Source organism: Methanoregula sp. (assembly GCF_049686655.1).
In the GTDB taxonomy this organism is placed as follows: domain Archaea; phylum Halobacteriota; class Methanomicrobia; order Methanomicrobiales; family Methanospirillaceae; genus Methanoregula.
On record NZ_JBAVIG010000045.1, the window covers coordinates 110,412 to 132,221 of the forward strand.

Below are 21,810 nucleotides of genomic sequence, written 5' to 3' on the forward strand. Positions count from 1 at the left end.
TGCCGGTATGCGTGAAACCGGCATCAGATATTATTTATACAGGTAAAATTATTATTGTACATTTAGGGTTACTTTCCGTAACTCTCATTTTGGAGATGAACGATGCCAACGAAAAAGACTGTAACGCGGGCTCCAAAAGAGCTTGCCATACCCGCTGACCTGCTGAGATCATTCAAGACCGACATCCGGTTCCTTCCGGTAAATCCCGGGACCCGGGGCTACATCATGTTCGACCGGGCCATGCTGATCGCCGCCCTGCGCAGCAGCAACATCGACGAGCGAAAGACTATGGCGACGCAGCTCGAAGCCCTGGGCAGGGCCGGTGGCGAACTCGTCATCATGCAGCAGTAACTAAAAGCCCGGCAGAATGGAGAACACCCGATCATTTTTCCCGATGGATCCCGGGCAGAGCGTTAAAGATCCGCCGTTCATGCGGAACGTAGGACTCCTGCTGACCTATCACTGCCAGGCGTCCTGCGCCCACTGCATCATCCATGCCGGGCCGGACCGGCACGAAGAAGTGAGCCTCGAGGATGCCCGCGACTGGATCGAACAGATCGCTGCGTACCGGGACGGCTACATCTATGTCCTGTCCCTCACGGGCGGCGAACCTTTCTCGAACCTGAAACTGCTCCGGGCCGTGATGAAGATCGCCGCCGAGAACAAGCTGTTGATCTCGGTGGTAACGAACGGGTTCTGGGCTACCAGCCAGGGGAAGGCAAAACGACTCCTGCAAAGCCTGCCCGGGATCTGCTTCATCTCGATCAGCACCGACCTGTACCACCAGAAATTCATCCCGTTCGATCGCGTGAAAAATGCGATCCGGGCGGCCCGGGAATGCGGCATTCCCTTTTACGTCTCCCTCGTCACCGACAACAAGGAGGATCCTGACTACCAGCGTGTGTACCAGGAAATCATGGAGCTCGTCGAGGACCCGGAACAGATCCGCACGGGGATCATCTTCCCGGTCGGGCGGGCCGCCGAGATGAGGGGCGACATGAACTACAGCCTGTGCAGCGAGCCGTGCCCGGAAGTCTGCCAGGCATCGAGTTCGCCCTGTATCTTCCCCGATGGCCGGGTCTACGGCTGTATCGGCCCGCTGATCGATCTGCACGAACACCAGCCGCTGTACCTGGGGAGCCTGAAGGAGCATCCGGTAGCGGAGATATTCGACGCAGCGGAAACGAATCCCATCCTGCACGCGCTCAGGCTCTGGGGGCCGGCCCGGGTCCTTTCCTGGCTGCGTGAGGCCGGCGTGGGCGATCACCTGCCCACCGCGTTCGTATCCGGTGACATCTGCCAGACCTGCCATGCCATGCTCTCGGATCCCGCGGTCCGGGAATGGCTGCATACCCTGGAACAGGATACGGAGTTCCGGCGGAAAGTGGCGTATGGCCGGCTGTTCCACCTGGAAGAGACCGGCATGCTGGAAGTCGGCAGGTATTAAGATCCCGGTTTCACACGGCCGGACCGGCACTTTGGCGGAAGTTTTCCTTGTGTTGTTTCACCGCGATATCCCCCGCCCGGTCCCCCGGCGAAACCTTTCGTAACCACACGACCTCTCAGGTAAATAATGTGCTAAGCCCCCTCACCCCTCAGCAGAATTTTTTCCTGAGCTCCCAGACATTCAGGAGAATATTTGGCCAGCCTCCTTCCTATCAGTCCCCTTTACTATCCATCCGGCACCCCGACATTCTCATGCGTAGCGCAAAACCCGACGAGGCGTTTTGCGCGTAAGGTCTCGCTTTCCCGAGGCGGGCTCTCAAAAATATCCATTGGGTAGATCCCGGCTTAATTCCCGGATCGCCGCGCCCTTTTTCGCCTCCCCCACACCCTATCTTCAGCACGTTTTACCTGCCGATCGCCCGCTGGAATAGCGCTACCACCCGTGATTTTAGCCAATGGGAAAGGCATCTTCAGGTCAATATGAGGCTGAAACGGACGGATCCGAAAACTACTCCGCTGTTTTTTGCCGAAACACCGCTGTCCGGGTCCCCGAAGGAGGGAATCGGAGGCGAAAATGGCTTTTGTTGAGGCCATGTCGAAAAACCACTCCCGGGAGGTTGCATCCCGGAAGGTGTCGGGCGAGTGAATGTGCAACCCCCCACTCCTGGGATTCCGGATTTTTTCGATCCTCCCGACCACAATCCCCATAACCCCCAAATTCCAGAAATATAATAATGACCCGCGGAAAAAAACCGGTCGCCGCAATCGAAGAAGCAAAAAAATTCGCAGAGCGGATGGGCTACTGGTGGCAGGAGAATACGAACCCGGACCTTGAGTACGACCTTATCATCTTCAAGCCCGGGTCCCTCCGGATTATAAAAGTCAGGCTGACCCGGTACCGGATCAACCCGGATACAATCTATGAAAATCTCATACCGGACGATCTCCGCGAGGTCCGGGGGCTTCCGTTCCCGGACTGGATCCCCCGCGAGATCTGGCTCCGCACCCAGCACGAGCGGGCCTGGCGCCGGCTCCTCATCCATGAGCTCTCGGTCGGCGAGATCGGGTGGTGGGGACCGGACGATTACACGAACCCGTATGCCCGGTGAAGTGCCATACTGTGGCGGGGTTCACCTCCTTAATCCGTGGGTCCTGGACTGTAAGTCCTCATGATCCCTTCTTCGACGGAGAATTTTACGGCCGGAATCCAAAAAAAATTCGGCAGTGGAAATGGTGCCAACGCCCGGCAAAAATCCTTTTCAAAACCGGCATTTCCTGAAAATACCTGTTTTAACGCAGAAAAAACCGTGCACTTTAGCGGGCGTTGAAAATACGCAAAAAAATGGATGATCCACAGGCTGCCCGGTCATGGAGAGGCTGCCGGAAGGCCGATATCGGCGAAAAATAAAGGGGTTCCCGTCGGGAATTAAAAAAACCGGTTTTTCCCTGGATATACTGGGAATTGCCCATTCTGGTGTTCCCGGTCCGGTTCCGGAGGATATCCGGGTTGGGGGGTATGGTTTTTGCCGGCCCTTTCCAGCGGGAATACCAGGCCGTATGCTGAAATACCATCTCCCCGGCACCTCCCCCTAAACCCCGTCAGGGAAATGCAAATACATCGACTGGATCGCAATCCGTCCCGGGCCGGTAAACCGGTTCGTGATAATGTTCATGCTTGCCAGGAGCCCGGTCGATACCGACTGTATGTTCGTCTCCATCGTTACCCCTGTTCCCAGCTCCCGTCATCCCACGACCTGAGAATATCAAAGTCACGCATCCGTGTCGCCTTACTCAGTGCCTGTGCCCGGCTCAGCATCCTCTCCTGGATGAAATCATATTCGCAGAGAATTTTTGAGTTGCGGAGCAATGTTGCCCGGATCGGGTGGTGCCGGTAGATGACATTTTCCTGTCCCCGGAAATACCATTTTATTCTCTGGAAGGTGAGCCAGTCAAGTTTCATGGCGAGGGTAGCGTGGAACCTGAATTCTTCGGCGGAGTCCAGGTCATAGTCCCGTAATGTGCAGTACGGGGAGATTGCCCGGGAGAGCTGATACCGGAACTGTTTCAGGTTCTCATCAGGAGTAATAGTAACAAAAACAACCCGCGTGTCGTCAAAAAATCCGTACCCTCCCAGCTCATATTTTGGCGTCACCTTCTGGTCCGTACATACTCTTGTGAAATCTTCCACAAGTTTTTCTTCATTGTCGGTCGGGAAAGGCCCGGCAAGGGTGATATGCGGGACAACCAGTTTCTCCCCAAGATTGAATTTTCCCTGTAACTGATCGCTCAACGTACGGATCTGGTGCTTCACGGAACCCATCAGCCGGATATCTATCAGGTAGCGGGTCATGCTTCCTCACACCGGAGTATAACTGCCATGCCGGCAACCTCGGAGTAAATAGTTCAGGAAATCTTCCGGATTAACAGTAATACATTCTGTTTGCATCTCCGGCACGAAATAATTTGAGAAGATATTTCAGGCTTCGAATCGTTTTTTGCGCGTAAGTCCCACAGCAGACTTCCGGAAAAATTTTCCATGCCCGGCATTTTTTTTGCAAACGGCCACTTAAAAATTCCCATGAGAATCCGGTAGCTGGAGAAAACCTTAACAAAAATTTCCCGTATATTGATTATGAACATTAACAAAGACTGCGATTGGAATTTACTGACTATTGGTTTCTGGACGGGAGTAGCAGGTATCAGCCTGATCAATATTGCACTGATGGTGTTGCATCGCAACCAGTTCCTGTATGACGAATATATTTTTGTGATCTCCCTTATTGCCGTAATCGTCTATGCAATCATCAGGAGCCGGTCATCCCGACAATAACGGTCCGGCTCCCGCCTGCCGGCATAGATTCATCAGCTTCAAACAAAAAATCCTCCTGAGATATCCGGACCCGCCGGGAAACCGGGGCAGGGGATCATTACCGCGTCTGCCTTTTTTTTGGCGATACGGATAAAATCAGCGACCGAAGGGAAGGAACACAATGCAAATTGTCGAAATACTGTTATTCATAGTCTGGGGAGTTTTCATTGCATACTGGCTCGTGTCGGCGTGGCGGGACCGTTCTCCCTTCAAACGGACCTCGTCCCGTCTCTCGGTACTGACGTTCACTGGGGTGCCGTGGGTGATCTTCGTACTCTTTGCGGACTTGTTCGCGCCCTGGCTTCTCGTGGTACGCATCCTTCCTGACAGTCTGCCCGTTGTTATCACCGGCCTGCTCATCACATGTACCGGGCTGGGATTCGCAGTCTGGGCCCGGGTGCACCTGGGGAAATTCTGGAGCGGGCTCCCTGCCATCAGGATGGACCACCGGATCATCCGCACCGGGCCGTACCGCATCGTGCGTCACCCGATCTACACCGGCCTGCTTACCGGTATCGCCGGAACTGCCATCGCCACCGGGCTGCTCTGGGTGATCTGTCTCACGGGAATTATCCTGCTCGTCTTTACCCTGAAAATCCGGATGGAAGAGCGCTTTCTGGAAGAAGAGTTCGGAGAAGAGTACGCCCAATACAAACGCGAGGTCAGGGCACTAATCCCGTTCATGATCTGACCGGGATCTCCCAACCCAAAAGAGCCCGGGATCCCGTGGAAGGGTTGGGGGTACAACCCCGTTCGTGCCAGACCAACCGGTAAAAAACCGGGCAGCCCGGGTTCAGCCTGCACTGGAGCACACGGGCCCGGCTCAGGTAAAACCCCCGGCATTTATCAGGTACCTGCCAGATATACGGGTATGATGCTCCCCGCATGGCTGAACCGTACTGTCGTCGGCGCCGGGATCGCGAGTTTTTTTGGCGATCTCGGGTACGAATCGGTAACCGTCCTCCTCCCCTCGTTCCTGATCCTCCTCGGGGCACCGGTATTTGCCCTCGGCATCATCGAGGGCCTGAGCGATGGTGCATCCAGTTTTGTCAAGCTCTTCTCGGGATATTTTGCCGATAAGCTGGGCAGGCGCCGGGACTTTGCGCTTGGAGGCTCGGTCGCGACCGCAGTCTTCCCCGCGATCATCGCTGTTGCCGGCTCGTGGTACCTGGTCCTTGCAGGGAGGCTGGTCGGGTGGATCGGCAAGGGAATCCGGAGCCCGTCGCGGGATGCGATCCTCTCGAAATCGGTGGAGAAGAAGGATCTCGGCAAAGCTTTCGGGTTCCACCGTACCGGTGACACGCTCGGGGCAATCGCCGGGCCGGTCGTGGCCCTCATCCTCGTCTCTTCGATGGGTATCCGGGAGATCCTCTGGCTGGCTGTCATTCCCGGGTTCCTTGCATTCGCCGCACTCTGGCTCTTCCTCAGCGAGCGTGACGCATCCCCGCACCCCCGTCCCCGCCCCATCGTTGCCTCCCTGAAAGGGCTCCCATCGCAGTTCAGGTCATTCCTCTCCGCGGTGCTGGTCTTTGGGATCGCTGACTTCTCGCAGACCCTGCTCATTGCATTTGCCATCGTCAGTCTCACTCCCTCGCTCGGGTTTACCGCGGCGACTGCGACGGGTGCTGGCCTCTACGTCATCCGGAATATCGCCTATGCCGGGGCATCGTATCCCCTCGGGCTGCTCGGCGATCGTATCGGACGGAGGCCGGTGCTTGTCTTCGGGTATGCACTAGCGGTCGCAAGCTTCATCGGCTTTGTCATCGCCCCGGTGAACGTGGTCGCCTACGGTATCCTCTTTGCCCTGTGCGGCATCTTCATAGCGGCCGAGGACACGCTGGAAAGTGCCCTTGCCGGCGAGATGGTGGACGTGGAAGCCCGGGCGCTTGGCTTTGGGGCGCTTGCCACCGTAAACGGGGTCGGCGATCTCGTATCGAGCGTGATGATCGGGTTCATCTGGACCTTCATCGGGTACAGCGCCGGGTTCATTGTCGCTGCCGTCATTGCCGCTGCGGGAACGCTCCTCCTCATCTGGACAACCCGGAATCCGCACGGCCCCGGGGCGGTCATGGGGTCAGGATGAGAAGACGGGTCCCTGCCGGTACCTGACCGGGCAGGGTTCCGGATTATGATATATGCGCAAACGAAGAACCTGCCGGATGTTTTGCGGGTATACCAGGCCTGGCTGAATACTCGTGACATACTGATGAAACAAGAGCGATCTCCTCACGGGGTCACCTCCGCCACAGCTAACCCACCGGTTCAACGCATACCCGGACCCGGTTAAACCGTGGAGCCCGGCCATTCTGGCAATATATGAGCATCTCCTCCCCATGCTGGTATGCACAAAAGGGACCGGTAAACCAGGTCCCGGACAAACCATGCAGTGCAGGACTGACACACAATGAACCTAAGAAATCTGATGATCCCCCTCTGCCTCCTCATCATGCTGGCGCTTGCGATCCCGGCGATCGCCGCAGCAGACGACTCGCAGATCACGGTAACGCCGACAGACACCATCGCTCCCGCGGGCACCGTTGCCCCCGCGCCCTCCCCGGGTTTCGACCCGCTGGGCTCGCTCGCCGGGATCCTCGGCCTCCGGCATGACATCCAGACCGACAGGGCGGATAATGCAAACCTGACCGGGGGCATCCAGGACAACCGGCAGGACATCCACCAGAACTGGTGGGACAGTTTCAACATCTTCGGGACCATCCTTGGCAACCGTGGACAGGTCAGGAGCGACCAGGCGCTTAACCTCGACAACCGGTCTTTAGACAACGGGCTCCGTCAGGACATTCACACCGACCGCGTGGACATACACCAGGACCCCGGTAATGCAAGTGCCTACAAAGCAGACATCAACGCGAGCAGGGGCGGCATACAGGACAACCGGCAGGACATCGCCGCGAACCACCAAGATATTCGCGACGAGCGGAACGCGTCACAGCAGGACTGGGCGGATATCCGCGACAACCGGCAGGATGATCACCAGCTCCGGCAGGAGGACAATGCTTCCTGGCAGGACGTACACCAGAACAACGTGGATATCCGAAACGACCGCCAGCAGATCCGAAACGACCGCGGGGCACAGGGCTCCGCTTCGTAATCTTTTTCCGGACCTTTTCCGGACCTTTTGAAAACCACTTGTCCGCGATAGTTTTTCAGAACTCATTATCCGACGAGATGCTTCAGACATACGTGAGATCAGGAAGAAACCTGACTGATCCCCAGGCCCCCGGAACTCGCTGGCCTCCGGCACAGATATCCTTAAAACTCCTCCCGTACTACCATCCTCCCGGAGAAATACCATGGACAAGATCACGCTCGGCCCGATGCCGTACATGAGTGTTATGCCCACCGTACTTGTGGGTGCAAACGTGAAGGGAAAAGCAAACTATATGACCGCTGCCTGGGCAACCGTTGCCTGCATGGCGCCGCCGATGGTCTGCGTTGCGCTCAACAAGGCCCGGTATACCGCGAAGGGAATTGAAGAGAACAAGAGTTTCAGCCTGAACATACCCTCCGCGCAACACGTGGTCGAGACCGACCATTGCGGGCTTGTCTCCGGTTCACAGGAAGACAAGTCGAAGGTCTTCACGTCATTCTACGGCAAGCTGAAGACCGTTCCCCTGGCGAAGGAATGTCCGGTCAACATCGAATGTAAACTCTTCAGTGAAGTCGACTGCGGGAGCCACGTGCTGTACGTAGGCGAAGTTGTAGAGATCCATGCTGACAAAGCCTGCCTGACGGACGGGAAACCGGATGTCGCGAAGATCCACCCGATCGTATACTCCCAGGCCACGTACTTCGATATCGGGAAACCGGTCGAAAAGGCATTCTCGGCAGGAAAGAAATATACAAAGAAATGAGACGGGATTTTCCCGGATCAATCGATCTTTTTTAACCTGCCCCGCCCAATATACTTCAATGGTTCTCCCCCTCGTTCTGGACATTGTCCTGAATTTCGACAAGTACCTCCCCCAGATCCTCAATCAGTACGGGAGCTGGACCTACGTGATCCTCTTCCTCATCCTCTTCTGCGAGACGGGGCTTGTCGTCACCCCGTACCTCCCGGGCGACTCACTCCTGTTTGTTGCCGGCACCCTTGCCGGCGCGGGCTACCTGGACATCCGGGTCCTGCTCGGGATCCTGATACTTGCGGCCGTACTTGGCGATTCGGTGAACTACTGGATAGGGCATAGCTTCGAGATGCGGGTACTCGATTGGCGGCTCTCTCCTGTCCGGAAGGAACACCTCGACGAAACCCACAGGTACTTCACGAAGTACGGGAGTTTCACCATCGTGATCTCCCGGTTCATCCCATTTATCCGGACTTTTGCCCCGTTCCTTGCCGGCGTCGGGGAGATGCCCTACCTGCGGTTCCTCGCTTACAACATCCTCGGCGGCGTGATGTGGGTCACCCTCTTCCTGTCCGTGGGTTTCCTGTTCGGCAATCTCCCGCTGGTCAGGGAGCACTTCACTCTTATTGTCTACGCCATCATCGGTATCTCGATGATAGCCTGCGCTGCAGTCCTTGTGAAGAGCTTCTGGCCCGGGTGCAAAAAAGGCTGTCAGGCTGAAAACCCGTGAGGGACAAAGCACGGATGATGAGGCAGTTGTGTGGATTACCCGCTCTCATCGATGAGACGGATGAGGTTTTCCCGTCCCTTTCTTATTTTCTGGATCATCCCCCGCTGGTGGAGATCGTTGAGTGTGGAACTCACCGTGGATTTCGGCATGCCCAGGACTTTGACGATCTCTGACTGGAACTGTTCCCCTCCGTTTGACCTTAACAGCTGGACGATTCGCTCTTCGAGTGACAGCAGATCAGCTTCGGATAACCGGGGTACCTGGTCGTCCGGATCTTCAGGAATATCCGCAGGTAGATCCGCCGGCCCGGGATGCTGTTTTCTCTTCCGGTATGCCATGAAGACGGCTGCAGCGATGATGATGGCGATGACCCCGAGGACGACCGGCAGGACCGGAAATGCCGGTCTTTCCAGTACGATCCGTGGTTCCCCGTCATCGAAGGAACGCAGGCCATACCAGGTGAGATCATCACCCGACTGCTGGTCGGGAGCCGGCTCTGCATCAGCTACCGTATAACCCGGGGGGTACCTGACGATGAGGGTGGTGTCCTTTGCCAGGTACATCCCACCGGCAAATGCATCGCCGGCGGAAAGGCCCCCGTCAGATACGGCAAAGTCCGTCCAGGAAAACGAGTAGGTGACAACCCCGAACTTTCCGGTCGGGGATGTCTGGACGACCGCCGTACCGGAAAAATTGTCCACTTCCATCTGCCGGAACGTACCGGCGGATGCCTGTGCAGCGGAACGCTGCATCAGGTCCTCCAGCTGGGGGAGGTAGACGGCGTTCATGTCGCTGGAGTAGTTTTGAAAATCAGCCACGTCTTCATCGGTGACGAGCGGTGTCCGGTACTCCACCGTCCAGAGCGCCGATCCGTCTTCCCTGAGGGTGATTGTATAGGTGGTTGTAAAATCCGTCGGGGTGGGTGCGGCCCATACACATTGTATAGTGCAGATCAGCAGAAGGACTGCGATGGCCAGAACCCGGTACCAGGTCAGCTTATCCATTGAGCACCTTGTGGTTGATCATTATCGCATTCCGTATAAAAAATATGTAACCGGTCATGTTATAACCGGTTGCATACCCGGATCCCGGAATTACCTGTTGTAGACCCTGATATACCGGTAGTCATTCCGGTTGGTGCCGGTGTTATCGGTCCCGCTGCCACCGCTGGTGGTTTCGTTCCTGGAGTCCTGGCGGTCCGTGGAGGACTGTCCAATGCCGGGAATTACATGGATGGCTGTCCGGTGCTGGTCCTGCCAGGACTGGTTCGTCCCGCCGGGGATCTGCCCGGTCATTTCCCGGCCGGGATTCCCTGTATCCGTAACGGTTCTGTTCACGAGGGGGCCGGGCCAGACTTCCCCATATCCCGGTACCCTTTCTTTCTGCACCGGTTCCTGTGTGCCAGGACTCAGGGGTATTGCCCGTAACCATATCCGGTTGTCTGCACCCTGCACACGCTCGACCTGTGTCTGGGTCTTCTGCTCAAACTTCATCTCCAGTTCCCGGCTGTTGTCATATGCCCGTTCCAGGCCCGGGTTGCCATAGTGCGATGAGAGAAGATTCTCCAGGACAACCTGGTGCCCGATGAGCATGTCCTGCACGTGTACGAGGCCAGGGTCAGCGGGCGCCGGCGTGGATCCGGTCCCGCCGAACGCGGGCATGGGCCGGGTCTCGTTGAACCGTTCGAGTGTACCTTCGGTCTGGTTCAGGTTCTGCCAGTACTGATCCAGTGCCCTGTCCGCGGCATCGGTCCTGTTGGCCGCCAGTGCGCCTTTCAGTTCGGCAAGGCGGAGGTCTGCATGGCCGGCCTCTTTTACCAGCCGTTCACTCTGGTTGAAGGTGAAGGAATCGTCGAGGTTTTCAAACGCGATCTTGAGCCCGTAGAGGGAACTGTCAGCCCCGATAGATCCGTTGTATGCCTGTATATCGTCCACGAGCTGCATCCCCTGCGTGCCGGTGGTATTATCGTCTGCGGTCGCGGTCCCGATAGCGCAGAGCAGCCCAAGGGCTGCCAGTCCCAGCAGCAAGCCAAACCTGGTGTTCATTATTTTTGTCCTCCATATGCCGGTTTATTTCGTTCACTCCAATATTCCCTTTCCGATGGCATAAGGGTCGTTACGGTTCCGGGAAACTCCGATCGTCCGTGCAGTTGTAATGGAGCATGAAACCGTTCCGGATGGTTCAGTTCAGAAAATCGGAGTATTTTCCTGCGGGAAAAGTCCCGGTGTTTTTCCGGCCATAATGCACTGGGGACGGGTTCCGGATTGCCCGGGCGCGCAGGAGGGGGGAGTAAACGCGGGAGACCGTCCGGCACGGTGGACTGCCCTCCGCTTTAGCTCACCAACGGTTCTCCCAGGTGATTGTTTGTGATGATTATGATGTGAACCTGAGCAAATCATCTTTAGCATCTGCGGCGCCTTCTGATCTTTGACGGTTACTCCGCAGCATGTCCGGTACCGGGACGACCCCTTGTAGGTAAACTTCCGGTATTTGTGTTCGAAAAATGTGGGCCGGCAGAGTCGTGCTCCGCGGGGCGGGTTTCCACATCTCAATTACAGCGGTCAATAATCCATCAGCGCCTGTATCAGGATAGCTTCGTTTCTTGTGCCACATCTTGTGCCACATGTTGCGAAACGGAATGTGTGGTTGCAATACTACAGGGATCCCGGAGGATCCAGAAAATTTCAAAAAAAGATTACGAAGCGGAGCCCTGTGCCCCGCGGTCGTTCCGGATCTGCTGGCGGTCGTTTCGGATATCCACGTTGTTCTGGTGGACGTCCTGCCAGGAAGCATTGTTCTCCTGCCGGAGCTGGTAGTCGTCCTGCCGGTTGTCGCGGATATCCGCCCAGTCCTGCTGGGATGCATTCCTTTCGTCATGGATATCCTGGTGGTTGAGGGCGAGGTCCTCCCGGTTGTCCTGGATGTCGCCCCTGCTCGCGTTGATATCCGCCCGGTAAACGCTCGCATTTCCGGGGTTCTGGCGCAGGTCTGCGCGGTCGGTGTGGATGTCCTGCCGGAGACCGTTGTCCGCAGTCCGGTTCGCGAGATTGAGCGACTGGTCGCTCCGGACCTGCTCCCGGTTGCCGAGGATGTTCCCGAAGATATTGAAGTTGTCCCACCAGTTCTGGTGGATGTCCTGCCGGTTGTCCTGGATCCCGCCGGTGAGGTTGGCGTTATCCGCCCGGTCGGCCTGGATGTCATGCCGGAGGCCGAGGATACCGGCGAGCGAGCCCAGCGGGTCAAAACCCGGGGAGGGCGCGGGGGCAACGGTGCCCGCGGGAGCGATGGTGTCTGTGGGGGCAGGGGTATCCATAGTAGTAATAGTATCCACAGGAGCGATGGTATCTGTTGGTGTGACCGTAACCTGTGCATCATCTGCTGCAGCGGTTCCAATAGCGCAGAGTAGTCCAAGCGCTACCAGTCCCAGGAGCAGGCTGAATCTGGTGTTCATGATTTTTTCCTCCATAAGCCGGTATATACCGTTGGCTGAAGGTTCCCTTTCCGATGCCTTAAGGGTCGTTACCGTTCCGGGAAATTCCGGTTGTCCATGCGGTGATCATAGAGCGTGAAATCGTTCCAGATGGTTCAGTTGTTAAATCGGAGCGATTTCATGTGGGGAAAATTTCCGGCATTTCGCGGAGGAAATGCGCTGCGGACAGGTTCCGGATTGCCCGGGCGCGCAGGAGCGGGGAGTAAACGTGGGAGACTTTCAGGCATCCCCCGCATCTCCCATCTGTCGCAATTGACGAATACGGGCTCACCGGGGGAATGTGTGAGGTTTGTATGATGAACACCGGTGATATACTGGTGGAGTGTGAGCTTGCGGTAATGGATTTACCTGCATTTTGGTTCGCCTGCAACCGCCCCCCCGTGGGAGAATGGTCCCGGCGGCGATGGAAATACGATTCGGATACGTTCAATAGCAGGCACCTGCATAATTCCCTTGCATGCAGACATTTACAGGCTGGCAGGGGAGAAATCTGCAATGGTAAACAAGGGATGGCAGTTACGGATGAAACGCCTGGTCGAGCGGCTTGTCACCAGCCACCGGAGAGCACCGGTGAAAAAACTGGAGAAGGATCTGCACGCGCTGGGTTTTGTCGAGCTCGGGGCCGACCAGATCGCAGTGGCATTTGAGCACGTTATCATGGAACTCTACCTTGAGATCGAGCTGGACGATGACCGCACTATCCACAGCTACTTCATCGTACCGTTCGAAGAGAAAGAGAAGAAGCGGCGTAGGTACAGGTGGTGACTGGTACCGGGTCTGCCCGGGTGTGCATCTATTGTGCTGCATACTGTTACGGGCTGTGAGGACCGGCCTGGTGCGGGCACCCGCTTCAGGATAGTACCTGATCCCAAAGCTACGGATATCCCGCCAATGTGAATGCAGGAGAGGGAAATCCCTGCGATCAGCAGCCGGGTCCGTCTATGGCTATAACTTTTTTTGATCCTGATAGGACTGAACTGTATGCAGTGATTCCGCTGGCATCAGTTGTGGATAATACCAGGCATTCACGCATGTTTTAGCTGGTACCGGAACAATCCGTCACGGACTTTTCACGGCCGGGGGTCAAAAAACGGCAACGATGATGCAGATAAACCACCAGATCATGGACGGCCATTCTCATTATTCAAAAAAATTGACCCTGTCAACAAAAACATATAATCATATATAAATTATCCTTTTTCAGGAAATCTCCATTCCTAAAAATTAAGAGGATATAATGTTATTTTCTGCTACCGATTGACAAAATACACCCGAAATCAAATCAAAGAGCATATATACTATTCTTTTTGAAATATAATGGGCAACTGCAAAGGCGCATTACACATTTTAAGGGAAAGATCAGTAGACAGGATTCGTGTGGCGGGAATTTTTCATGTATTCTATTCTGTATGTCGATGATGATGAGATCCTGCTCAGCGTCAACAAGATCTACCTTGAGAAGAACGGCGACTTTTCCGTGGATCTGGCAAGCTCCGCCACCATCGCACTGGAACGTATTCCGGCCGGGAAGTACGACGCCATCCTATCCGACTACCAGATGCCGGGCATGGACGGTATTGCACTATTGAAAGAAGTCCGCCAGCGTCACGGCAACCTCCCCTTCATCCTCTTTACCGGGAAAGGAAGGGAAGAGGTAGTGATGGAAGCCCTGAACCACGGGGCCGATTTTTATGTCCAGAAAGGACCCGACCTCAAAGGAATGATAGCGGAACTCAAATACAAGCTTAACCGGGCCATCGAACGGCGCCGGATCGGGGATGATCTGAAACGGTCCCGCCAGCAGATGACTGATATCATCAACTTCCTGCCTGACGCTACCTTTGTCATCGATACCCGTGGCAGGGTGATTGCCTGGAACCACGCGATAGAAAAGATGACCGGCTGCCGGAAGGAAGATATCCTTGGGAAGGGGGATTACGAGTATGCGATCCCCTTCTTCGGAGAACGCATGCCCATGCTCATCGATACCGTGCTCCAGGATCCCCCTGCCCTGAACCAGCCGTGTTCCGGGCTCCGGCTCCCGGAGAACAAGATCTCCCAGAACCTCTTTGCCCCCCGGATGAACGGGGGCCGGGGGGCACATCTCTGGGTCCATGCCGGCCCTCTCTGCGATGCGGACGGGATCGTCGAGGGGGCCATTGAGACGATACGGGACATCTCAGATGTCCACCGGATCAAACACGATCTCGACCAGTCCCTGAACGCGAACCGCGGTTTTGCCAATATCCTGCCTGTCGGTGTCTACGAGATCGATCTTGTCTGCCAGCTCACGTTTGCCAATACTATAACCTATGAAATGTTCGGGCTCGTACCGGAAGATTTCAACCTGGGTATCAACATTCTCGATTATATTGCTGATCCTGATCGTGAACGGGCCTTCCGCGAAATCCAGGGAGCGGCAAAGGAGGGGTCATCCAGCGGCAAGGAGTACCTGTTGCAGAAGAGCGACGGCAGTACATTCCCGGCCCTGATCTACGGGGCGCCGGTGATCGACCCGGAAACAAAACAGCCCGTTGGTCTCCGTGGCGTTATCATCGATCTGACCCGGCGTAAGCAGGAAGCACTGGCGCTATTCGAAAGTGAGGAGCGCCTCAAGCTGATTCTTGCGGGGGGGGATATCGGGGTATGGGACGTGGAGATGCGTAATCTCGCGGTACACGATATCTACAACTGGTGCCACAGCACCCTTGGCTATGACTTCGAGCCCGGTAAGCCTCTTACGGTGAATGCCTGTAAAGCCCTCATCAGCCCACATGACCTGCCGAAAATAATCTCTGCATTTTACCGGCATGTCGAGGGGAAGACTCCCCTCTTCGAAAGTAACTTCCGCGCGCAACGGCGGGACGGGCTCTGGGTCCGGGTAACTGTCCGCGGCAAAGTGATTGAACGGACTGCCGACGGGGAACCCCTGCGGATCACCGGTATGATCTATGCGATGAGTCGTGAGCCGGAATCCGATGATCCTCTCACCCGGAGCGATCCCTGAAAAGGTACATCCGGTTTTAACAGGGAGTAATTCCAAGCACTATTAGTAGCATGAACGGTCTCAGATTGTGGGACCGTCACCAGTCATTCCCCGGGAACATGGACCAGCACCGGCTGGTCACCCCGTCGCGATCAGGAAACTCCCGTGATACCTATGGACCCGTACGACCCACACCTCATGTCCGCACTGCTATCTTCCCAGAGGGGCGAGATCACCGAGCACCATATCTACCTGAAGATAGCGTCTGTCGCACCCGATCCGAAAAACCGCGGGGTGCTCGAACAGATCGCTGCAGAAGAAATGGACCATTATGGAGTCTGGAAGCGGTATACCCGAAGGGAGATCGCGCCTGACATTATCGCAGTCTGGTTCTATTACCTGATGGCCCGGTTTCTCGGTATCACGTTCACCCTCAAACTGATGGAGAGCATTGAGAAACGGGCCCAGGCACCGGACCCGCTCCTTCGTGCCGCGATACCGGAGATCGAGGCAATGCTCTCCCGCGAGGAAGAACACGAGAAGAAACTGATCGCCCTGATTGACGAGGAACGGCTGAGGTACATGGGCTCGGTGGTGCTCGGGCTCAATGATGCACTCGTGGAGTTCACCGGGATGCTTGCCGGCCTCACGTTCGCCCTCCAGAACTCCCAGATCATCGCCGTGGCCGGCCTCATTACCGGTGTTGCAGCGGCCCTCTCGATGGGCTCCTCGGAGTACCTCTCCCAGAAGTCCGATGGCGGGACAACGGATCCGAAGAAAGCAGCGATCTATACGGGCTTCACGTACATGGTGACAGTCGTGCTACTCATCATGCCCTTCCTCGTTCTCGGAAGCCCGTACATCGCCCTCGTCCTCACCCTGCTCGGTGCTGTGGCGGTGATCTTCTTCTTCACGTACTATATCGGCGTTGCAAAAGATCTCCCCTTCAGGTCCCGTTTCGTAGAGATGCTCGCGATCAGTTTCGGGATTGCTGCAATCTCGTTCGTGATCGGCCTTGCAATCCGGCTGGTCCTGAACGTCAACGTCTGATATGAGGACACGGTTCCACCTCACTTTTCCTCAGGCACGGGATAAGAGTATCCCGTCCCGGCAATCCAGGCCATATGTGCATCCCCACGGGAAGCACTTCCGGGATGCGGGTAGTTCACAATCGTCCTATTAGTGATCGCTTTTCGGGTGTACTGTCAGTACTTGCCTTGTGCCTTTCTGCACAGATTATGGGCCCGGCCGCAGCTGCACCTCTGAAAGAAGAGCAACTGGCGGCATCCTGATCCTTCACCCGGTCCCGTTCATGAAACAATTCCTAACCATTTAATATATTCAGGAATGAAAGGGTTGTAATCAAACCATGTCCAGTCCCGATATGCCCCCACAGGAGCGGGCACTCATTCTCATGCAGCAGGGAAAACTCCGGGAGGCCCTTGACTTTTATGACCAGGCCCTCCGGACTAATCCCGGTAACAGCGGGATTCTCAACGCCAAAGCGGCTACGCTCATCTCCCTGGGCAGGTCTGAGGAGGCTCTTGAACCTGCCCGGAAGGCTGCATCGGTAAACCCGGGCTCCGTGGACAGTTGGATCAATCTCGGTGTGGCGCTCGACAATCTTGACCGGCTGCACGACGCAAGCGAAGCCCTGGAACGGGCTGTCGAGATCAGCCCGTACAATGCATATGCACGGGCGTTGCTCGGTATTGTTTACCAGAAGATGGATATGGGGGACCGTGCCGAAGCACAGAACCGGAAACTGCAGGAGATCGTCTTTCCCCACGGATATGCCGGTTTCTATTTTGCCACTGCAGCCTTTCTGCTCGGGCTGCTGCTGGGTGGTATCCGGGCAGTGGCGGCGGGAAAACCTCCTGCGATCACGATCTCGTCGCAGCTGATCCTCCTGGTATTTTTCTGCGTGATATGCAAATTGTACTGGCGCTCCCTCCGGGTATGGCAACAGGTCAACCGCAATATCATCGTTAATCCGCATGCGGCCTCGACGGGCAGGAAAGAGCCCGTGTCGCGGGGCATATATCTTGTCATGATTGCAATGATACTGGTATTTGGCGCCGGCATCCTGATGGGGAACAATGTCTGGATCTGGCTGCACTGATTCCTGCACCTATGCCGGAATCCAGTGCAATCCGGGAGATACAGCAACCGGGCAGATGTCAGATATATTGACGGAATTGCTGGTTTTATTACTCTTGGGGTGCTTTTAGTATCTTGCGCGCAAGGACACGGTTTCCCCACCTGCTGACTAATCCCTTCCGTGACCATGTGCATCCGATCCGGCACGGTCTGGAATCTCCTGATCCCTCATGACTCACGTACCCACACGGTCCCGGCTCAATGTCCGGGCAAAAATACTCCTCCTCTTCCTTTCGCTCGCCATAGTCGCGCTTCTCATCATGGGGTATGTGGCGTTTTTTTCCATCAGTAATATCGGGAAAACCGCTGAAACGAGCAGCCTGAGCCTGGGCCAGGACGCAGTGGATGAGACAACGACAGCGCTCCAGACGTCCGCAGAAGAGCATCTTGTCCGTATTGCGACCGATCAGGCAGAAGTGACCAACATCCTGTTTGAGGATACGGACTCTGAAATGGAGATCCTTGCGGCAGCAGCAACCATGCTCCCGGACAATTCCTCCCGGACATCCCGGGTACCCTCTTTTAACAGGACGGACCGACCGGGGGACCCCTATAATGCCGTACTCGTGCTCCTCCTGCCAGGTTCGCGGATCACTGAAAATGACGGGGAATACAAGGCCCTCGAAGGTATCAATGACCTGCTCGTTGCCGTATACCATGCGGATGAGAACATGTCCGGCACGTACGTTGTGACCGATTCGGGTATCCTCCGGATATATCCCTGGGCCGACATGCCGGGCCAGATGCCGGATTTACGGCAGAGGGCCTGGTTTCTCGGTGCAGAGAATACCAGCGGCATCTACTGGTCCGAGCCCTACAGGGACTCTGCAGGGAAAGGTCTTGTGGTAACGGCAGCAAAAGCGATCCCAACGAAATACGGGACATGGGTGATCGGCAGCGATGTCACGGTCGACGTGATCAATGCGGAGTTCCTGAACCGGACTCTGGACGGCAGGGGATACGCGGTCCTCATTGACAACCAAGGAAATATTATCAGCCGGCCCGGCCTTTCTGCAGGAAACAGTTCCCTGGATGAGACGTTTGAGCAGGAGAACGTGTTTACCGGAAGCGATCCCGCGCTCATTGCCTTAGGCAGGAACATGACGGCAGGGAAGACCGGTGTGGAGAAAGTCCGGTTTAACGGCCGTTACACCTATGTTGCCTATGCTCCGGTCATGTCCCGTAACTGGAGTTTTGCCGTATCCATGCCGGTAGATGAGATCACGGCACCGGTCGATAAAACCCGGGACAAGATCGCGGCTGCGACCCGGGATGCCGGCTTTCGTATCAATAACCAGACTGAACAGTTCCTTGGGATCTTTGCCCTTCTCTTCCTCAGCCTCCTCATAATAGTAGTGCTATTAAGCGTCTGGCTCGCCCGGATCATCACGCGTCCCGTGGAATTATTAAAGCAGGGCACCCTCGCGCTGGGCCAGGGGGATCTCGATTACCGTCTCGATATCCAGACCGGCGACGAGTTCGAGGACCTGGCAGCCGCATTTAACCATATGGCCGGAGACCTCAGGCAGAAGATCGAAGATCTCCGGCGCACCACGGCCGAGAAGGAGCGTTATACCAGGGAGATGGAGATCGCAAAGGAGATCCAGGAAACATTCCTCCCGGAATCTGCACCAAAAATACCGGAAGCGGAGATCTGCGCCACCACGATCCCGGCGATGGAGATCGGCGGCGATCTCTATGATTTCATCCCTGCCGGAGAAAACCGGTGGGCATTTGTAATCGCCGATGTTTCCGGTAAAGGCGTGAGTGCAGCGCTCTTCATGGCCCTCTCCAGGACTCTCATCCATGCAAGCGGCGGGGCAGAGGCCGATCCCACGGCTGCTATCCGTCAGGCAAACCGTCTGATCTATGAGGACGGGCGATCGAGCATGTTCATCACCGTCTTCTACGGGGTCTTCGACCCGGGCAGGATGACGTTCTCCTACGTGAATGCAGGCCATAACCCCCCGCTGCTGATCCGTGGGGATCCCCCCGGATCGCAGGTCCTGGAAGGCAGGGGGATCGCGCTCGGGGTAGTCCCTGTCGTGGATATCCCGGCGACGACCATCCGGCTCCTGCCTGGCGACCTCATTGTTATGTACACTGACGGTGTAACGGAAGCGTTCAATGAGCAGGACGCCTCTTTTGGCGAGGAGCGGCTGGTTGCCTCGATCACCCGGAACAGGTCAAGGCCGGCGGAGGAGATCATGGCCCTGCTCCTCGACGACATCCGGCAGTTCTGCGGCAATGCCCCGCAGTCGGACGATATCACGCTCATCGTTATCCGGGTGAAATGAGGGCACTTTTTTCCCGGGGATACCTGCAGGGTACCCGATAACAAAAAATGTCTGATCGTAACCCGCAGTTCAATCGATCCTGATCTGCCGGGAATACTTTTGTGAAGAGTTGTGGTCCGGTTCAGTCACCGCGAAGCAGGCCCGGCCTTCGGGTGATGCCGGGGAATGCTCAGGAACCGTCGCGGATCCCCTTATATTGTCATCAATCATGGAGAGAAGCGTTTCGATAACGGTTACATCGTGATCTACCCTGAGTTCTGCCAGCAGCAGGCTGATAAGCCTTCTCCGGCAGGGGGCAGTCGCAGCCTCATCCGAAAGATTGCAGATGCTTGCATGGCATGCAGAAGCATGGTACATGTGTGCGAGGTTTGTCAAGTCTTTCATGAGGCTCTCACGGTAGCCGGGGCCGCTTTCCCTTGCGAGGGCTTCCAGTTTTTTGGTAATCCGGGCATATTCCTGCCTCATTGTAGTCTCGTCCGGATTCCCGGCCAGGGAATCGAGAAGTACCGGAAGAGCACACTGCTCGGAATACGGGGCGCTGGCGATGAGTTCACCGTGGGCCGACGGATCCCGGAAAGAGGCCCGGGTATGATCAATGGACGCTTCGTATCTCTGGAGGCGGTGACGGATATAATCGGAGGCCGTGGTGAGCATAAGGATCTCCGGGGAGATTGTACGGGTCGTGCCGGGAAGGGTGTACGGCTGGAATGCAGTATACTATATTTTTCATTGCCCGTTTAAATTTCCTGTCCTTGTATTTCAGCAGGGATAACCGGGAGTGTCATTGGAGTCGTGGAAGGTCCCGGCACGTCCGAAGCCACCGCTCTTTTATCCCAAAACGGCGGAGCACTAAGTACGATCATGTCTCACGCATCAGGTGCCGGCAGCGGATCCATTGAAACGAAGCAGCGGATGATCCTGACAAGCCTTGTCGTGGATTTTGTTCTCTGGCTTCCCGATATTGCTGCCGCGGTTCTGTCGGGCTCCATCGTCCTCTTTGCAGATGCGCTGAAATGCGCAAACGAGATCTTGGCCACTTTCTTTGCCTACCTCACCGTCCGCAAGATGGCAAGGGGCGGTGCAGGTGCATACGATTACGGGATGGGAAAGTTCGAGACGATCACGTCCGTCACTACCGGCGGCGTGATGTTCATCTCGCTTGCCCTGGTCTTCCTCGCAGCGCTCTACAGGATCGCAATGCCGGCCGAGATCGTCCACGAAGGAGCCTACCTCGGTGTTGTCCTGATGGTGTTGGGCGTTTCCATGAATACCTGGTTGTGGAGGAAGAATTACCGACTCCACCAGATGGATCCTTCACCCCTGATGGACTCCCAGTGGCGCCTCTTCCGCACCAAGGCGTTCTCTGATTTTTCGGTCCTTGTCTCCCTGCTCCTGACGCTTGCTCTTTCCGGTTATTCCTGGTCCCAGTATATCGATCCTCTCGCCTCATTCATCATCGCCGGGTTCCTCCTTTTTTCCGGGTACCGGGTCATCACCTCATCCCTCCCGGACCTGCTGGACAAGACCCTTGACGAGGAACTCCAGATGGTTATCGTCAGCCAGCTTGCGGCGTTTTTCGACGAATATTCAGCTCTGCACGGCGTTCGCTCCCGCCGTTCGGGAACAAACGTCTACATCGAGATATTCTTAGAGTTTGATGGCAACCGGAAAATGTCGGATGTGCAGGACACCATCAACCGGATCCGGCGCTCCCTGGAAGCCCATATTCCCAAAAGTTCTGTCAGTATCGTGCCTACGGATGTATCTGTTCCCGACGGGATGCACGGGGATTCCTTCGTCCCGCCACAATTGACCTGATCCATCCGGTTATTTTTACTCTGGAGAAATCATTTTTTTTTCAAAGAGACGATGCCCCCCTCTTGCGCCACCAGTCCCCCGCGGGGGACGGGGCGCAGTGCGATGAGCCCCGAGTCAAATGGCAGGTAATACAATAGTCATCGCAACCGGG

21 protein-coding genes are annotated in these 21,810 nt (G+C 56.1%); 15 read left to right on the top strand and 6 right to left on the bottom strand.

Features of this window, described 5'->3' with window-relative positions:
* Window positions 1-102 precede the first annotated feature (102 nt).
* The 3 genes from WBL42_RS05485 (at window position 103) to WBL42_RS05495 (ending at window position 2,555) form a co-directional block, all read left to right on the top strand.
* On the top strand, window positions 103-351 hold the full coding sequence (locus WBL42_RS05485; protein WP_424720259.1) for a hypothetical protein: 249 nt from the start codon (window positions 103-105) through the stop codon (window positions 349-351).
* 43 nt (window positions 352-394) lie between these two features.
* Entirely contained in the window at window positions 395-1,447 is a 1,053-nt protein-coding gene (locus WBL42_RS05490; protein ID WP_424720260.1) for a radical SAM/SPASM domain-containing protein, read from the top strand.
* Between the two features lie 733 nt (window positions 1,448-2,180).
* Window positions 2,181-2,555, top strand: a complete 375-nt coding sequence (locus WBL42_RS05495; protein ID WP_424720261.1) for a hypothetical protein — start codon at window positions 2,181-2,183, stop codon at window positions 2,553-2,555.
* Between the two features lie 480 nt (window positions 2,556-3,035).
* Here the strand turns inward: WBL42_RS05495 and WBL42_RS05500 are convergent, their stop codons facing one another.
* Together WBL42_RS05500 and WBL42_RS05505 are read right to left on the bottom strand one after the other, a co-directional pair.
* Window positions 3,036-3,164, bottom strand: coding sequence for a hypothetical protein (locus WBL42_RS05500; RefSeq protein WP_424720262.1), 129 nt, complete (start codon window positions 3,162-3,164; stop codon window positions 3,036-3,038).
* 2 nt (window positions 3,165-3,166) lie between these two features.
* On the bottom strand, window positions 3,167-3,796 hold the full coding sequence (locus tag WBL42_RS05505; protein ID WP_424720263.1) for a 2'-5' RNA ligase family protein: 630 nt from the start codon (window positions 3,794-3,796) through the stop codon (window positions 3,167-3,169).
* A 282-nt stretch (window positions 3,797-4,078) separates the two neighbouring features.
* Here WBL42_RS05505 and WBL42_RS05510 point away from each other — a divergent pair, with 282 nt between their 5' ends.
* The 6 genes from WBL42_RS05510 to WBL42_RS05535 all read left to right on the top strand — a co-directional run bounded on the left by WBL42_RS05510 (window position 4,079) and on the right by WBL42_RS05535 (window position 8,908).
* Window positions 4,079-4,276 (top strand): hypothetical protein, encoded by a 198-nt coding sequence (locus WBL42_RS05510; RefSeq protein ID WP_424720264.1) that lies wholly within the window; start codon window positions 4,079-4,081, stop codon window positions 4,274-4,276.
* A 160-nt stretch (window positions 4,277-4,436) separates the two neighbouring features.
* A complete protein-coding gene (locus WBL42_RS05515) occupies window positions 4,437-5,006 on the top strand; it encodes a methyltransferase family protein (RefSeq protein WP_424720265.1) in 570 nt (189 codons plus the stop codon).
* Window positions 5,007-5,186: 180 nt separating this feature from the next.
* Window positions 5,187-6,398 (top strand): MFS transporter, encoded by a 1,212-nt coding sequence (locus WBL42_RS05520; protein WP_424720266.1) that lies wholly within the window; start codon window positions 5,187-5,189, stop codon window positions 6,396-6,398.
* Window positions 6,399-6,719: 321 nt separating this feature from the next.
* On the top strand, window positions 6,720-7,424 hold the full coding sequence (locus WBL42_RS05525; protein WP_424720267.1) for a hypothetical protein: 705 nt from the start codon (window positions 6,720-6,722) through the stop codon (window positions 7,422-7,424).
* 202 nt (window positions 7,425-7,626) lie between these two features.
* Window positions 7,627-8,187: a flavin reductase family protein gene (locus WBL42_RS05530; protein WP_424720268.1), complete on the top strand. Its 561-nt coding sequence runs from the start codon at window positions 7,627-7,629 to the stop codon at window positions 8,185-8,187.
* A 58-nt stretch (window positions 8,188-8,245) separates the two neighbouring features.
* Window positions 8,246-8,908 carry a VTT domain-containing protein gene (locus WBL42_RS05535; protein ID WP_424720269.1) on the top strand — a complete coding sequence of 221 codons (663 nt, stop codon included), beginning with the start codon at window positions 8,246-8,248 and terminating at the stop codon, window positions 8,906-8,908.
* A gap of 35 nt (window positions 8,909-8,943) precedes the next feature.
* On the opposite strand, the gene WBL42_RS05540 is transcribed toward WBL42_RS05535, so the two are convergent.
* The 3 genes from WBL42_RS05540 to WBL42_RS05550 all read right to left on the bottom strand — a co-directional run bounded on the left by WBL42_RS05540 (window position 8,944) and on the right by WBL42_RS05550 (window position 12,359).
* Window positions 8,944-9,912, bottom strand: a complete 969-nt coding sequence (locus WBL42_RS05540; RefSeq protein WP_424720270.1) for a DUF7345 domain-containing protein — start codon at window positions 9,910-9,912, stop codon at window positions 8,944-8,946.
* Between the two features lie 90 nt (window positions 9,913-10,002).
* Window positions 10,003-10,953, bottom strand: a complete 951-nt coding sequence (locus WBL42_RS05545) for a DUF5667 domain-containing protein (protein ID WP_424720271.1) — start codon at window positions 10,951-10,953, stop codon at window positions 10,003-10,005.
* A 650-nt stretch (window positions 10,954-11,603) separates the two neighbouring features.
* Window positions 11,604-12,359 (bottom strand): hypothetical protein, encoded by a 756-nt coding sequence (locus WBL42_RS05550; RefSeq protein WP_424720272.1) that lies wholly within the window; start codon window positions 12,357-12,359, stop codon window positions 11,604-11,606.
* A 534-nt stretch (window positions 12,360-12,893) separates the two neighbouring features.
* Here WBL42_RS05550 and WBL42_RS05555 point away from each other — a divergent pair.
* The 5 genes from WBL42_RS05555 (at window position 12,894) to WBL42_RS05575 (ending at window position 19,841) form a co-directional block, all read left to right on the top strand.
* The gene (locus tag WBL42_RS05555) at window positions 12,894-13,163 is read left to right on the top strand and encodes a hypothetical protein (protein WP_424720273.1); all 270 of its coding nucleotides are present in this window, start codon (window positions 12,894-12,896) and stop codon (window positions 13,161-13,163) included.
* A 628-nt stretch (window positions 13,164-13,791) separates the two neighbouring features.
* Window positions 13,792-15,405 (top strand): PAS domain S-box protein, encoded by a 1,614-nt coding sequence (locus tag WBL42_RS05560; protein ID WP_424720274.1) that lies wholly within the window; start codon window positions 13,792-13,794, stop codon window positions 15,403-15,405.
* Window positions 15,406-15,558: 153 nt separating this feature from the next.
* The gene (locus WBL42_RS05565; RefSeq protein WP_424720281.1) at window positions 15,559-16,434 is read left to right on the top strand and encodes a VIT1/CCC1 transporter family protein; all 876 of its coding nucleotides are present in this window, start codon (window positions 15,559-15,561) and stop codon (window positions 16,432-16,434) included.
* Between the two features lie 319 nt (window positions 16,435-16,753).
* Window positions 16,754-17,506: a tetratricopeptide repeat protein gene (locus tag WBL42_RS05570; RefSeq protein ID WP_424720275.1), complete on the top strand. Its 753-nt coding sequence runs from the start codon at window positions 16,754-16,756 to the stop codon at window positions 17,504-17,506.
* A gap of 208 nt (window positions 17,507-17,714) precedes the next feature.
* Window positions 17,715-19,841, top strand: coding sequence for a SpoIIE family protein phosphatase (locus WBL42_RS05575; protein ID WP_424720276.1), 2,127 nt, complete (start codon window positions 17,715-17,717; stop codon window positions 19,839-19,841).
* Between the two features lie 69 nt (window positions 19,842-19,910).
* Here WBL42_RS05575 and WBL42_RS05580 read toward each other — a convergent pair whose 3' ends face one another.
* Window positions 19,911-20,495 (bottom strand): hypothetical protein, encoded by a 585-nt coding sequence (locus WBL42_RS05580; protein ID WP_424720277.1) that lies wholly within the window; start codon window positions 20,493-20,495, stop codon window positions 19,911-19,913.
* Between the two features lie 207 nt (window positions 20,496-20,702).
* On the opposite strand from WBL42_RS05580, the gene WBL42_RS05585 reads away from it, so the two are divergent.
* On the top strand, window positions 20,703-21,659 hold the full coding sequence (locus WBL42_RS05585; RefSeq protein WP_424720278.1) for a cation diffusion facilitator family transporter: 957 nt from the start codon (window positions 20,703-20,705) through the stop codon (window positions 21,657-21,659).
* Window positions 21,660-21,810: the final 151 nt, after the last annotated feature.

Excerpts from the sequence above, each read along its gene's own strand:
- WBL42_RS05485 (WP_424720259.1), top strand. The coding sequence starts at position 103 with ATGCCAACGAAAAAGACTGTAACGCGGGCTCCAAAAGAGCTTGCCATA.
- WBL42_RS05490 (WP_424720260.1), top strand. The coding sequence starts at position 395 with ATGGATCCCGGGCAGAGCGTTAAAGATCCGCCGTTCATGCGGAACGTA.
- WBL42_RS05495 (WP_424720261.1), top strand. The coding sequence starts at position 2,181 with ATGACCCGCGGAAAAAAACCGGTCGCCGCAATCGAAGAAGCAAAAAAA.
- WBL42_RS05500 (WP_424720262.1), bottom strand. The coding sequence starts at position 3,164 with ATGGAGACGAACATACAGTCGGTATCGACCGGGCTCCTGGCAAGCATG.
- WBL42_RS05505 (WP_424720263.1), bottom strand. The coding sequence starts at position 3,796 with ATGACCCGCTACCTGATAGATATCCGGCTGATGGGTTCCGTGAAGCAC.
- WBL42_RS05510 (WP_424720264.1), top strand. The coding sequence starts at position 4,079 with ATGAACATTAACAAAGACTGCGATTGGAATTTACTGACTATTGGTTTC.
- WBL42_RS05515 (WP_424720265.1), top strand. The coding sequence starts at position 4,437 with ATGCAAATTGTCGAAATACTGTTATTCATAGTCTGGGGAGTTTTCATT.
- WBL42_RS05520 (WP_424720266.1), top strand. The coding sequence starts at position 5,187 with ATGATGCTCCCCGCATGGCTGAACCGTACTGTCGTCGGCGCCGGGATC.
- WBL42_RS05525 (WP_424720267.1), top strand. The coding sequence starts at position 6,720 with ATGAACCTAAGAAATCTGATGATCCCCCTCTGCCTCCTCATCATGCTG.
- WBL42_RS05530 (WP_424720268.1), top strand. The coding sequence starts at position 7,627 with ATGGACAAGATCACGCTCGGCCCGATGCCGTACATGAGTGTTATGCCC.
- WBL42_RS05535 (WP_424720269.1), top strand. The coding sequence starts at position 8,246 with ATGGTTCTCCCCCTCGTTCTGGACATTGTCCTGAATTTCGACAAGTAC.
- WBL42_RS05540 (WP_424720270.1), bottom strand. The coding sequence starts at position 9,912 with ATGGATAAGCTGACCTGGTACCGGGTTCTGGCCATCGCAGTCCTTCTG.
- WBL42_RS05545 (WP_424720271.1), bottom strand. The coding sequence starts at position 10,953 with ATGAACACCAGGTTTGGCTTGCTGCTGGGACTGGCAGCCCTTGGGCTG.
- WBL42_RS05550 (WP_424720272.1), bottom strand. The coding sequence starts at position 12,359 with ATGAACACCAGATTCAGCCTGCTCCTGGGACTGGTAGCGCTTGGACTA.
- WBL42_RS05555 (WP_424720273.1), top strand. The coding sequence starts at position 12,894 with ATGGTAAACAAGGGATGGCAGTTACGGATGAAACGCCTGGTCGAGCGG.
- WBL42_RS05560 (WP_424720274.1), top strand. The coding sequence starts at position 13,792 with ATGTATTCTATTCTGTATGTCGATGATGATGAGATCCTGCTCAGCGTC.
- WBL42_RS05565 (WP_424720281.1), top strand. The coding sequence starts at position 15,559 with ATGGACCCGTACGACCCACACCTCATGTCCGCACTGCTATCTTCCCAG.
- WBL42_RS05570 (WP_424720275.1), top strand. The coding sequence starts at position 16,754 with ATGTCCAGTCCCGATATGCCCCCACAGGAGCGGGCACTCATTCTCATG.
- WBL42_RS05575 (WP_424720276.1), top strand. The coding sequence starts at position 17,715 with ATGACTCACGTACCCACACGGTCCCGGCTCAATGTCCGGGCAAAAATA.
- WBL42_RS05580 (WP_424720277.1), bottom strand. The coding sequence starts at position 20,495 with ATGCTCACCACGGCCTCCGATTATATCCGTCACCGCCTCCAGAGATAC.
- WBL42_RS05585 (WP_424720278.1), top strand. The coding sequence starts at position 20,703 with ATGTCTCACGCATCAGGTGCCGGCAGCGGATCCATTGAAACGAAGCAG.